Source organism: uncultured Phenylobacterium sp., assembly GCF_902826855.1.
Classification (GTDB): Bacteria; Pseudomonadota; Alphaproteobacteria; order Caulobacterales; family Caulobacteraceae; genus Phenylobacterium.
Genome location: NZ_CADEGK010000028.1, coordinates 1 through 12,089, shown reverse-complemented (window position 1 = coordinate 12,089; position 12,089 = coordinate 1). Strand labels below are relative to the sequence as shown.

Genomic DNA, 12,089 nt, shown 5'->3' with positions numbered 1-12,089 from the left:
ACGGACAGGGAGCGCAACATGCTGGCCGTTGAGAAACTCAGGATCCTGGTGTTTCCGCAGCGGATCGACGGACGGGCCCTGGACCTGAATGTCCTGCTGCTGCCGACGCAGCGCCTGCTGAACGTCCAGGATTCCTTCCCCAGCGTGGCCGACCCGGCCGTGACCGTCCGGTTGCCGCGCTTCATCAACGCGTCCCTCGGGCTCGAAGTGCAGGCCATCGCCGGCCTCAAATCCTATCCCTATTCGAACCCCGCCCTGCTGCCGGCCGGTACCGTGGTGGAACCCTTCGACGCCGGCGTCGCGATGCCGCCCGGCCTGCCCGCGCTGTACGAGGGGCTGAGGACACAGTTCCAGCTCACCGCAGACGGCGACGTACGCAACACCGAGGGCGCGCCGCCGCCCACGCCCGATGGCATCCAGAAGTACCTGCCGCACTCCTATCGGGCGGCCTTCAACTTCACCAATCCGCGCACCGAGTTCGCTAAGATCGACGACAGCTACCATTGCGCCATCGCCAAGTCGTCGACCGCGAACCCCGCCTTCCCCAGGGCCCGCAACGAGGTGACCTGGGGCCGCGTCATGGCTTTCTGCCTGCGCCAGCCGCTGCTGGCCCAGCGCATAGGCCTGCTGCACCGGGTCAGCCTGGCCCTGCCCCGCGACGACTATTTCGCCGACGGGGGCTGGTTGTACTGCAACCTGGTTTCCGACGCGGCCGACTTCGACATCCTGGGGCCTGGCGAACTTCGGCGCTACGCCGCCAGGGTCCCGCCGATCGAAGGGCCGCGCCAGCTGTTCGCGGCGCTGCAGTTCCCCGTCGTCGATGCGGCGGGCGGGGAGCCCAGCGACTTCGACACGCTGCGGATCGAAGCTTCCGACTACGACGACGGCTTCGCCAAGGTGGTCCACGCCACGCAGCCGGTGAGCGCCAATGTGCTCAGCGAGGCGCCCGACGGCATCCACGTGCAGAAGGACATCGGGGTGCGGCTCGGCTGGGACGACGAGCAGATCCTGATCTGGCAGAACCGCCAGTTCCTGCCCGATCCTGCGACCCCCGGCAAACGCACCGACGCGCCGCTCGGGGTGTTTTCGTACCGGCTGGACGCGCGCCGCTCCGGGCAAGCGGCCTGGAATTCCCTGACCGCCATCCAGGCCCAGGCGGCCCTGACCCTGGGCGGGGAAACCGTTGCGCCGGCCGGCGCCGAGCTGGAGACCGGGGTCCAGGTCTTCCCTGCCAAGGTCAACGCCGACCTCGGGACTGCCTACTGGCTGCCCAGCTACTTCACCCAGTGGTACGGCGCGTCGCTGGTGCTGCCGGACGGCCGGGCCGCGGCCCTGGACGCGTCCGGCGCCCTGGCGGACCCTGGGACCTACGGCGACAGCCGGATCCCAAAAAACCCCGGCCAGGCCGGAGACCTCTACGCGCCGCGGCCGCCGGCGGACTGCGAGCTGAAGTACGGCGAGGCCTACGACTTCCGCGTGCGCCTGGCCGACCTCACAGGCGGCGGGCCAAGGGTCGACGACGACGAGCTCAACGACGCCCCGTCGACCCAGGCGTCCCTGGTGTTCCGGCGCTATGTCGCACCCAAAGCGCTGTCCGTCACGCCGCTGGATCCGCAGCCGGTCGAGGCCCCAGGCTCCGTCAAGCTCTTCGCCGGCCGTCGCTTCGCGGTGCGGCGGCCACGCCTCGAATATCCGGCCTTGCTGTTCACGGAACTCGACACTGAGGTGGCGTTCCAGCAGCTGCTCGACGACCGCGACGCCCTGCACGCGGACAAGCTCGTCGGACAGAACATCAACGAGTATCGCGCCGTCAGCGCCCCCGACCCCGACGCCGACAGCCTGCTGGTCATCGTCGAGGTCAGGACCCTGCACCTGGACAACCTCGCGTCGATCACCCAGCGCGAGCCGTTCATTCCGCTCTATACGACCCTGCGCCGGTTCGATGCGGACCCCGACGCTCTGCTCGCCCTCGACCTCGAATACCGCGACGCCAACGTGATCGACTTCGGCAACGAGATCGATCTGGGGGACCTCGCCCTGTCGAAGGCGGATATCGACAACGGCGACACCCTCGTCCTGCCCCGGTCGCGCGACATCCGCATCACCGTCTATCCGGTCTGTTCGGACAAACCCGGCAAGCCGGCCTACTTCGGCTTCGCCAGGACCCGCTTCGGCGACCGGGACGTCCGGGTCGGAGAGGCCGCCCAGTTCTTCGTCCGCGAGAACAGCGCCGACGAGGTGTCGTTTTTCGCCAACGGCCTGGCGTCCCAGGACCTGCAGGGCCTCTACCTCCAGCCCGATCCCGTGCAGGTCAACAACCCGGACACGCTGGTTTCGACCACGGTCGCGGGTGCAACCGCCCCGCAAAGCTCGCTGATGGCGCGCCTGGCCTCGCGGCTGCGTTGCGACTTCAAGGGCCTGACGCTGGTCGGCAAGCCCGGCGAGCGGGTGCAGTTCGGCTGCAGCCACCGCATCCGCCACACCCTGGCCCCGGACAACAGTTCCCTGACCTTTGCGACGCAGGACGATCTCACCCGCCATTGGCTCTGCGTGGCGTCCTTCGACGTGCAGCGGGACTGGACCTGGGACGGCCTTGGTCACCATGGCGTCGAAGTGCGGCGCACCCGACAATTCACCGACGAGCCCGCCACCGCGCAGGACGCCGTCGTGGGCTACGTCCGCTGGCAACGGACCGCCAGCCGAGTCGCCACGACGAATCCGGATCGCAGCCGCACCCGCATCGTGTTCGTCGACGCGGTCGAGCCGAAGAAGGACGCCACCGACCCGGCGACGTTGGCGCGTCCCTTCCCGAATACGCTTGAGGTGTCCTACGCGCTCACGCCGCTCTTCATCGGCGGCGTCGATCCGGACGCCGGCGGCCGGGAGCAGCAGACGCGGAGCCTGACCCTGCCGGTGACCATCAATCCGGTCCAGGTCCCCAAGGTGATCGGCGCGGGCTATGCGCTGTCGCCCTATCGGCGCGACCACGCATACTCCGAGACGGCGCCGCGGGAACGCTTCCTATGGCTCGAGTTCGATGAGCCGATCGCCGACCCGAACGACGACCTCTTTGCCCGGGTGCTCGCCTACGCGCCCGATCCGCTGCTGTCGTTCCCCAACCCGGACCAACTCCTCGTACGCCAGGACGAGCCGCCTTTGGCGATCGAACCCGAACCGATCCGGGTGATCACCACGGACGCCACCAAGGACGACGCCGGCCTGGACGCCATGCCGCCAATGACCCCGGAGACGCCCGACCCGGCGACGCCGCTCGTCAAGGTGACGCCGACCCGCTACCTGATGCCGTTGCCGGCGGCGCTCCATGCAGAATCGCCGGAGCTGCTGGGTTTCTTCACCTACGAATTCCGGATCGGCCACAGCGACCGGATCTGGTCCACGGCGCAGGGGCGCTGGGGGCGGCCCACTCGCCTCGCCGGCGTGCAGCATCCCGCGCCGCCGCTGAAGCTGGTGCTCGACCGCACGCCCGCGCGCCTCTCGGCGACCGTCCAGTTCGCGACGGCGGTCTTCGAAGGCCGCAACGTCACCAGCCGGCCGCCGAAGACCGAGATCTGGTCGATGCTCTACGCCCAGGCGACGCAGGCCGACGGCCGGGAGGTGCGCAACATCCTGCTGGCCGAGGCTCGCGCCGAACTGCCCAAGGTGCAGCAAGTCGACCCCAAGGCCTTCCTCGAGACGCGGGCCTTCTTGTCCCCCAAGGCCTTCAACGGTCTCGGCGTCAACCTCGACGGTCCGCTGACGGGGGTGTGTAGCTGGGACGACGACGAGATCCGCGACTTGCTCAACCGGTTCCAGTTGGGCCCGACCACCGCGCTCAGCGTCCTGGCGGTTGAGATGACGCCAAGGTACGACCGCTTCATTGCGCTCGGCCCTGACCCGGACCTCCAGGTTCGGCCGTTGTCCGCCTCGCTTGGCCAGTACCGGATCCTCCGAACCTCGCCCCTCGTCGCGGCGCCGGACGTGTGCTGAGACCTTGCGCGAACGCTCGTGCGATCGTCGGGATGTCGCCGACGCGCCAGAAGGCGACCTTCGGGTCGGGCCGCAGAGCGGACCTTCCACCTCCCCCGTTGGCGAGGGTCGAGGCTCGGCATACCGTGCGCTGGCAGGGCACTCGGGAGGGCCCCGGCATGAGTGGGGCAGACCACGGCTTCGCGAGATCCATCGCCGAGCTGTACGACGTCATCCTAGAACCCTTCATATTCGAGCCCTTCGCGCGCGAAACCGCAGCGCGGCTCGGCGGCTTCGAGGGCGAGGTGCTCGAGGTCGCCGCGGGGACCGGCATCGTGACACTCGAACTGGATTTGGTACTCGGACCGAGGTCTGCTGCGTCGAACCCACGAGGACGGCATGGACCCTGCGTCATGAGTTCAAAGACCACCCAAATCCTTTGCTCGCGGGATCGGGGCGTTCGCCAGTCGCTCGTCATGGCGACCTTGAGCGGCTCGAGTCTGCTCAGCCGCGGAGAGCTGCGCTTCTCGGGATGGGGGGTGACTGTCGAAGCCATCAGCCGTCGCGCAGAGGAAGCCGATGTGGCCATCGAGGTCGCCGGCGACGCGCCCGTGGGTCCAAGGAGCCTTCTCGTTTCCCTCGACGGCCAATTGTTTGAGTTCAGAGACGTCTTCACCGTCCTCGCCTCGGCGTGGGCTTCCTACGCCGGGCCGGCGGCGCGCGGCATTGGCAGCCACCTGCTATGAAGGCGGTCTGGTCGTTCTGGTCCAAGCCCTATCGCGCCTACTATCACCGCGCGTGGAATTCGGAGGTGACGCACCTGCTGTCCTGGGCGCTGTCGGTCGCCGAGGCGTCGCGGCATTACCCAATGACTTGCCTGTACACCGACAGCGCCGGCGCGGAGCTCCTGGTCGATCAGCTGAAGCTGCCGTTTCGGCGGGTGGACCTGGCGCTCGACGCGCTCGATTCCGAGGACGACGTCGAGTGGTGGGTGCTCGGCAAGCTGAGCGCCTATGCCGCCCAGACCGAGCCGTTCGTCCATTTGGACAGCGACGTCATCCTCTGGAAGCCGCTGCCGCCAGACGTGACGCAGGCGGCCGTGTTCGCCCAGAACCCGGAGCGCTTCGATCTCGACGACCAATCCCTCTACCGGGTCGACGCCTTCATGCGTGGGATCGTCGAAGGCCAGGGATGGGCGCCGCCGCAGTGGACGGACTACGCGGCGCGCAGGACCAACCGTGCGATCTGCTGCGGCATCCTCGGAGGTCAGGACACGGCCATGCTCACGCATTACGCCGAACTCGCCATGGAGGTGGTGCGCCACCCGGCCAACCGTCCGATCTTCCCGACGCTCGGGGTGCGGGACAACATCCTCGTCGAGCAGTACTTCCTGGCCGCCTATCTCGACTGCCATGCCCGACACGCGCCTGCAGGCGAGGCCGCGCGCGTCGGCTTCCTGTTTCCGTCATCGAACGACGCGTTCGATGCCCGCGAGTCTGAGCGGGTCGGCTACACGCATCTCATCGGTGACGCCAAGGCCAACCCTCAGATCGCCGCGCGCCTGGCCGATCGCGTTCGTCGGGACCATCCGCAGCTCTACGAGAGGTGCATGGCGGCTGCGGCGGGTTGAGACCACTCAGGCGACCGGACCTGCGAACAGCTTCTTGTGAATCTCCGTCCTTACGGCGTCCGCCATGCGGACCGACTCCGCCTTCAGCTTCGGACAGATCACGAGTTCGATCGGCGCGTGCGCCTGCCGCGCCTCGAGGAACCGTCGCAATTCGGCGACCGCGCTGTCCATCAATGCGCCGCATCGGTCCAGCTCGGCCGCCAAGTCTTGAGACATGAATATGCGCTGGGACTGCAAGAAGCTGCGGAACTCGTCCGTGAGCTGGCGTGACTGCCGGTAGCCTGCCCAGTCCAGCATGTTGCGCAAGGTAGCGTCGCGCTCCTGCTCCCGGTCTGCGGGATACTGCTTGATCGTGCCCTTTTCCCAGGTGAGCAGGGGCGCGGTTTCCAGGTATTCGTTCAACTCGCCCTCATTCATGCCGAGCGTGCTGGAATAGGTGCGATCGAAATCGGTGGCGTTGTTGATCGTGCCGAGCGCGGCGGCCATCTTGCGCCAGATCTCCGGCAGCACCACGAACTCCTGGTCGTGGAGCTTGGACATCTGGCCCTTCAGCACATCGAGGCCGAGCTGGAGCCTCGCCATTTCTTGCTTGTGCGCAAGCTGAAGGTCCTCGAACTGACGCTTGAACCGGTCATCGATCCAAGATTTTCCGAGGAACTGGATCGCCGCCCAGCCGACAGCCAGAGTCGCCGCGCTGGTGATTCCAATCTGCGTCAGAAACGTCGTCAGCATGCCGCTCCGCCGTTTAGGTTTTGGACGAATATGACATCTTCGTTCTTCCGTAGCATCCAAAGCTAAGCGCGCCGTGAGAGCGAGCCTTAGATGGCAGGCGAACTGAGGGGCTGTTTGGCGCCACAAGCGGTCCTTGGCTTCGCGCCGAAGACCGGACGCTCGCTGGCCAGTGCTGGTTGTCCGCCTCCCGGCGCGGAGCTCGGGACCGCGTTCGACCCTCAGCGGACCGTTCAACTTGGGCGGGCATCATCGACTGATGGAACACCCGCGTCCCATGGTCCTACGACGCCGACAGGACCAGATGTACCTGCCGAAATCCTTCTGTCAGCGGGTCGGCTTGGTGCTGGTCCCGCATCCGCGCAAGCACGCGTTCGATGTAGCCGCCTACTTCAGCTTTCTGGCGGGCATGATTGAACTTGGGTTCCGGCCACACAACAGTCGGCGCCAGGCCCCAAATAGGTCCCGAAACTCGGCAAATCAACGAAGACCCGCGATCGCTCCTGAAAACGTGATCTTTAACGTTTTCAATATCTTGAAACCATACGAAGGGGGCTGAAACGGCCTGCTACAAACCAAGCACCATCTTGGCCATGATGTTGTGCTGGATCTCGTTCGAGCCCGCGTAGATCGAGGTCTTGCGATAGTTGAAGTAGTTCGGCGCGATCGTCGCGGCGTAGTCCGGGCCTGCGCGGAAGGTGTTGCCGCCGGGCCGCAGCATGTCCCACGTGTCGCCCACGAACGGCTGGGCGTAGACGCCGGCCGCCTCCAGCGCGAGCTCCGTGATCGCCTGCTGCATCTGCGAGCCCTCCAGCTTCAGCATGGAGGACACGGCGCCCATCGCGTCGCCGTTGGCGCGGCCGGCGAAGATCCGCAGTTCGGTCGCGTTCAGCGCCTCGACCTTGATCTCGACCTGGGCGAGCTTCTTGCGGAAGTCCGGGTCGCTCATCATCGAGCGGCCGGCGTCGGAGCGCTCCAGGTTGGCGATCTTCCGCACCTTCTGCATCTGGGCCGCAAGGCCGGGCGCGTAGGCGCCGCCGCGCTCGAACTGCAACAGGTACTTGGCGTAGGTCCAGCCCTCGCCTTCCTTGCCGATGCGGTTGGCGACCGGTACGCGAACGTTGTCGAAGAAGGTCTCGTTGATCTCCTGCTGGCCCTCCGGCGGGCCGTCCAGGGTCGGGATCGGGCGGATCGAGATGCCCGGGGTCCTCATGTCGATCAGCAGGAAGGAGATGCCCTTCTGGCGGATCTCCTCGTTGGAGGTGCGCACGAGGCAGAACATCCAGTCCGCCCATTGGGCCAGGGTCGTCCACGTCTTCGACCCGTTCAGGACGTAGTGGTCGCCATCCAGCTCGGCCTTCAGAGCCAGGGAGGCGAGGTCGGAGCCGCTGCCCGGCTCGGAGTAGCCCTGGCACCACCACACATCATGGGCGAGGATCCGCGGCAGGTGCTGGGCCTTCTGGGCGTCGGTGCCGAAGGCCATGACCACCGGAGCGCACATCCGCACGCCCATGTTGGCCGTCGCGGGAGCTCCGGCCAGCGCCATCTCCATGTCGAAGATGTACTTCTGTCCCAGGCTCCAGCCCGTGCCGCCGTACTCGACCGGCCAGTCCGGCGCGGCCCAGCCCTTGGCCGACAGTCGTTTCAGCCAGCGGACCTGGGCTTCCTTGTCGAGCTGGTTATTCTTCGACTGGGCGAGCTTGGCCCGCATGTCGTCGTCGAACGCTTCGGCGATGAAGGCGCGGACCTCCTCGCGGAAGGCCAGATCTTCAGGCGCGAAGTCCAGGTCCATGGCCGCAGTCTCCGGTCAGCCGACGCCGTCCAGGAACTCCATGGTGGGCGCGCCCGCCAGGAACGAGCCGAACTTCGGGCCGGCCGCCTTGAAGTAGTCGGTGCCGCCGTGGTGATCCAACGCGGCCTGGTCGGTGTAGATTTCGAGCACCTTGTAGGTGTTGGCGTCCGTGCGGCTCTTGGCCAGCTGGTAGGCCTTCACGCCCGGCTCGTTGGCGCGGACCTGCTTGGCGAGGTCGCCGAAAAAGCTTTCGAAGTCGCCGCCCTTGCCGTCCTGGATCTTGAGCGTCACCACCAGAGCAATCGTCATTTTGGTCTCTCCCAACGCTTGTTTGAACGAACGGTAGAGGCGCGGTCGCCGGGCGGCAAGGCTGACGTCGCGAAACGGCGGGTCCATGTAATCCTCCGGGGGCCACGCACGGCTCGACACCCTCCAGCCCGGGGAGACCACTCAGATGGAGACTCGCGTCCCCGAGATTGCAGACGGCGTCTATCGGCTCTCGACCTTCGTGCCGGATGTCAGCCCGGATGGGTTCACCTTCAATCAGTTCCTGATCGACGCCGAGGAGCCGATGCTGTTCCACACGGGGCAGCGCAGCCTCTTCCCGGCAGTCGCGGCCGCGGTCGGCCGCATCGTGCCGATGGAACGCCTGCGCTGGATCGGCTTCGGCCATGTGGAGGCCGACGAGTGCGGGGCGATGAACGCCTGGCTGGCCGCCGCCCCGAATGCCGTGATTGTGCATGGCCGGCTGGCCTGCGACGTTTCGCTGAACGACCTGGCGGACCGGCCCCCCCGGGCTCTGGCCGATGGTGAGGTTCTGGACCTGGGCGGCAAGCGGATGCGCTGGCTCGACACACCGCACGTTCCGCACGGCTGGGAGGCGGGCGCCTTCTACGAGGAGACGGCCGCAACCCTGTTCTGCGGCGACCTGCTGACCCACACAGGCGACCCCGCGCCGATTACCGAGGCCGACGTGCTGGGCCCCGCGGTGGCCGCAGACGAGATGTTCGGCGCCATGTCGCTGGCCCCCTCGTCCGGCGAGACCCTGCGGCGGCTGGCGCGGCTGGCCCCTCGCACCCTGGCGCTCATGCACGGCTCATCGTTCGCCGGCGATTGCGCACGCGCTCTGACAGGATTGGGAGACTATTGCGAACGCCGCATCGCGGCGGCGGAAACCTAGCTGCGGTCGTTCCAGCCGTAGGCCACCCAGTGGTGGCCGCCCAGATGGCGGGCCTCGATGATGTCGGCCTCGGTGCGGTGGCGGCGCGCCCGGACGGTCCGGCGGGCGCGCATCGCCATGGCGGCGAAGGCCAGGACGGCGGAGGTCATCACCGCGATCACCGCCACGGTCGCCGCGGCGAACACGGCAAGGATGGCTCCCACGATCACCGCGGCAATCGTTGCGAGGCCCGCGGCCACGGCCGCCAGGCTGCGCAGGGCCGAACCCCGGTTCGCGGCGAAGTCCTTCACCAATGGAGCCTCCTCAACCAAGCGCCCGGAAAAGATGAATGTCGGCACACATGTTCCCGCCGTCAACAAAACATGCAGGGCGTGGCGGATTTGCGACCCTCACGCCACGCCTTCCAGCGCCATGGCGCGGCGCTCGCGCTGGATTTCCCCGTAGGCCGCATTGATGGCGGCGGCCTTGGCCTCGGCCACCTCGATGAACTCGGCCGGCAGGCCGCGGGCGCGGGCGCGGTCGGGGTGGGCCTCGGAGAGCTGGGCGCGCCAGGCGGCGCGGACCGCCGCGTCGTCGGCGTCGGGCGCCACGCCCAGGATCACATAGGGGTCGTCGTTGGCGGCGCCCAGGTGGGTGGCCTTCAGGCGGCGGAAGGTCAGCGGCGAGAGGCCGAACAGCTCGCAGACCCGGGCCAGGTAGTCCAGCTCGTCGCCGGTCACCACCCCGTCGGAGGCGGCGATGTGGAAGAGGCCGTCCAGCACGTCCTCCAGGAGCTGCGGACAGGCGCCGTAGCGCTTGCGCAGCCGCCTGGCGTAGCCTTCGAAGCCGCGGGTGGTCTGGCGCGCCAGCTGGTAGAGCCGGCGGATGGCGCCCTCACTCTCCGCATCGGCCTGGAACACCGTGTGGAATACGTCGTACTCGACTGCGTGGGCTTCGCCGTCGGCCTTCGCCAGCTTAGCGCCCAGGGCGGTGACGGCCGTCGAGAACGCCGGATCCTCGCCGGGGAGGCCAGGCGGGCAGACGTCGCATTCCGCCTCATCGACCTTGCGCGCGGCAAGGCCGGCTATTTTGCGCCAGAAGCTCATTTCGCTATGGGCAAGCCTTAGATGCGGCGAGAGCCGGTGACAATTGCACCCCGAGGTTAAGTTTTGGACAGGCCCCGTCCTGCTGAACATTTCAGCTTCTGGATCGACCGGGGCGGCACGTTCACCGACGTGATCGGCCGCGCCGCCAGCGGCGCCGAGGTGTCGCTGAAGCTGCTGTCGGACTCGCCGGCCTATCCCGACGCCGCCGTCGAAGGGATACGCAGGATCCTCGGTGCAGGGCGTGGCGAGCCCTTCCCGGCGGCCCGGATCGAGGCGATCAAGATGGGGACGACCGTCGCCACCAACGCACTTCTGGAGCGGCGGGGGGCCAAGACGCTGTTCGTGACCACTGCGGGGTTCCCCGACAGCCTGCTGATCGGCGACCAGACGCGGCCCGACCTGTTCGCGCTGAATATCGTGCGGCCGCCGCCGCTCTACGCCGGCGTCATGGAGGCCGACGAGCGGCTGGCGGCGGATGGATCGGTGGTGCGCGGGGTGGATATCGGAGAGCTGGGCCCGCGGTTGGCGGCCGCGGTGGCCGACGGCTTCACCTCCTGCGCCATCGCCTTCCTGCACGCCGACCTGAACCCCGCCCACGAGCTGGCGGTGGGAGAGATCGCCCGGGCGGCCGGCTTCCGGTTCGTGGCGCTGTCGTCGGAGGTCTCGCCTCTGCCCCGCTTCATCCCGCGCGCCGAGACGACCGTGGCCGACGCCTATCTGACGCCGGTGCTTCAGGCCTACGTCGCCCGGGTCGCCGCTGCGGTGGGAGGCTCGCCGCTCTACTTCATGACGTCGGCCGGCGGACTGGTTCGGGCGGAAGCATTCCGCGGCCGCGACGCGGTGGTCTCCGGACCGGCCGGCGGCGTCGTCGGCGTGGCGCGGACGTCGGCGCAGGCCGGCGCCGAAGCGGTGCTCGGCTTCGACATGGGCGGCACCTCCACCGATGTCTGCCGCTACGCCGGAACCCTGGAGCGGCGCGATACGGCCAGGGTGGCCGGCGTGAAACTGCGCAGCCCGATGCTGGACGTGGAGACGGTGGCGGCTGGCGGTGGCTCGATCCTCAGCTTTGACGGCATGCGGGCGCGCGCCGGGCCGGCCAGCGCCGGTGCGGATCCGGGCCCGGCCTGCTACGGCCGCGGCGGGCCGGCGGCGGTGACCGACGCGAACCTGGCTCTGGGGCGGCTGGACCCCCGGTTCTTCCCGGCGGTGTTCGGCCCGACGGGCGACGCGGCCCTGGATCCAGCCGCCAGCCGTTCGCGGCTGGCGGCGCTGGCGGCGGAGATGGGGACGACGCTTGAGGTCGCCGCCGAGGGCTTCGTGGCCGTCGCCGTCGAGCAGATGGCTCAGGCTGTACGGCGCATTTCCACCGAACGCGGCTTCGACCCGCGCGAGCACGCCCTGGTGGCCTTCGGCGGCGCGGCCGGCCAGGTCGCCTGCCAGACGGCCGAGGCGTTGGGGGTCGAGGCGGTGCTGTGTCCGCGATACGGGTCCGTGCTCTCGGCCTGGGGGATCGGTCAGGCGCGGGTGACGGCGCGCAGGCAGGCTGGGGTCGAGGCGCCGCTGAACGCGGCGGGCGTGGCGCGAGCCGAGGTCGTGCTTGCGGAGCTGGAGGCGCTGACGCGGAGGGACATGGCCGCGCAGGGCGCCGAGGCGGGCGAGGTTCGGCGGACGCTGCGGCTGCGCTACGACGGGGCGGATGCGGAGTTG

Annotated in this window: 10 protein-coding genes; 5 read left to right on the top strand and 5 right to left on the bottom strand. The window is 68.3% G+C overall.

Annotated elements, in window-relative coordinates; genetic code table 11:
* The first annotated feature begins 18 nt into the window (after positions 1-18).
* The 3 genes from QZV94_RS06240 (at position 19) to QZV94_RS06230 (ending at position 5,596) form a co-directional block, all read left to right on the top strand.
* Positions 19-3,987 (top strand): hypothetical protein, encoded by a 3,969-nt coding sequence (locus tag QZV94_RS06240; RefSeq protein ID WP_293676943.1) that lies wholly within the window; start codon positions 19-21, stop codon positions 3,985-3,987.
* Positions 3,988-4,112: 125 nt separating this feature from the next.
* Complete coding sequence (locus QZV94_RS06235; protein WP_293676942.1) at positions 4,113-4,712, top strand: hypothetical protein; 600 nt, start codon at positions 4,113-4,115, stop codon at positions 4,710-4,712.
* A complete protein-coding gene (locus tag QZV94_RS06230; protein ID WP_293676941.1) occupies positions 4,709-5,596 on the top strand; it encodes a DUF6734 family protein in 888 nt (295 codons plus the stop codon). The genes QZV94_RS06235 and QZV94_RS06230 overlap by 4 nt, the downstream gene beginning before the upstream one ends.
* A gap of 6 nt (positions 5,597-5,602) precedes the next feature.
* Here QZV94_RS06230 and QZV94_RS06225 read toward each other — a convergent pair whose 3' ends face one another.
* The 3 genes from QZV94_RS06225 to QZV94_RS06215 all read right to left on the bottom strand — a co-directional run bounded on the left by QZV94_RS06225 (position 5,603) and on the right by QZV94_RS06215 (position 8,426).
* Complete coding sequence (locus QZV94_RS06225; protein WP_293676940.1) at positions 5,603-6,328, bottom strand: hypothetical protein; 726 nt, start codon at positions 6,326-6,328, stop codon at positions 5,603-5,605.
* Between the two features lie 565 nt (positions 6,329-6,893).
* The gene (locus tag QZV94_RS06220) at positions 6,894-8,117 is read right to left on the bottom strand and encodes an acyl-CoA dehydrogenase family protein (protein WP_293676939.1); all 1,224 of its coding nucleotides are present in this window, start codon (positions 8,115-8,117) and stop codon (positions 6,894-6,896) included.
* Between the two features lie 15 nt (positions 8,118-8,132).
* On the bottom strand, positions 8,133-8,426 hold the full coding sequence (locus QZV94_RS06215) for a putative quinol monooxygenase (RefSeq protein ID WP_293676938.1): 294 nt from the start codon (positions 8,424-8,426) through the stop codon (positions 8,133-8,135).
* A gap of 145 nt (positions 8,427-8,571) precedes the next feature.
* On the opposite strand from QZV94_RS06215, the gene QZV94_RS06210 reads away from it, so the two are divergent.
* Entirely contained in the window at positions 8,572-9,297 is a 726-nt protein-coding gene (locus QZV94_RS06210) for an MBL fold metallo-hydrolase (protein WP_293676937.1), read from the top strand.
* Here QZV94_RS06210 and QZV94_RS06205 read toward each other — a convergent pair.
* Both QZV94_RS06205 and QZV94_RS06200 read right to left on the bottom strand, forming a co-directional pair.
* A complete protein-coding gene (locus QZV94_RS06205) occupies positions 9,294-9,587 on the bottom strand; it encodes a hypothetical protein (protein ID WP_293676936.1) in 294 nt (97 codons plus the stop codon). The two genes, QZV94_RS06210 and QZV94_RS06205, sit on opposite strands and share 4 nt — an antisense overlap.
* 99 nt (positions 9,588-9,686) lie before the next feature.
* Positions 9,687-10,382 carry a TerB family tellurite resistance protein gene (locus tag QZV94_RS06200; RefSeq protein WP_293676935.1) on the bottom strand — a complete coding sequence of 232 codons (696 nt, stop codon included), beginning with the start codon at positions 10,380-10,382 and terminating at the stop codon, positions 9,687-9,689.
* A 63-nt stretch (positions 10,383-10,445) separates the two neighbouring features.
* On the opposite strand from QZV94_RS06200, the gene QZV94_RS06195 reads away from it, so the two are divergent.
* A partial coding sequence (locus QZV94_RS06195) for a hydantoinase/oxoprolinase family protein (protein ID WP_293676934.1) occupies positions 10,446-12,089 on the top strand: 1,644 nt, incomplete at its 3' end.

Bases quoted from the DNA above. Each gene is read 5' to 3' on its own strand.
- QZV94_RS06230 (WP_293676941.1), top strand. From the start codon at position 4,709: ATGAAGGCGGTCTGGTCGTTCTGGTCCAAGCCCTATCGCGCCTACTAT.
- QZV94_RS06210 (WP_293676937.1), top strand. From the start codon at position 8,572: ATGGAGACTCGCGTCCCCGAGATTGCAGACGGCGTCTATCGGCTCTCG.
- QZV94_RS06220 (WP_293676939.1), bottom strand. From the start codon at position 8,117: ATGGACCTGGACTTCGCGCCTGAAGATCTGGCCTTCCGCGAGGAGGTC.
- QZV94_RS06200 (WP_293676935.1), bottom strand. From the start codon at position 10,382: ATGAGCTTCTGGCGCAAAATAGCCGGCCTTGCCGCGCGCAAGGTCGAT.
- QZV94_RS06215 (WP_293676938.1), bottom strand. From the start codon at position 8,426: ATGACGATTGCTCTGGTGGTGACGCTCAAGATCCAGGACGGCAAGGGC.
- QZV94_RS06240 (WP_293676943.1), top strand. From the start codon at position 19: ATGCTGGCCGTTGAGAAACTCAGGATCCTGGTGTTTCCGCAGCGGATC.
- QZV94_RS06225 (WP_293676940.1), bottom strand. From the start codon at position 6,328: ATGCTGACGACGTTTCTGACGCAGATTGGAATCACCAGCGCGGCGACT.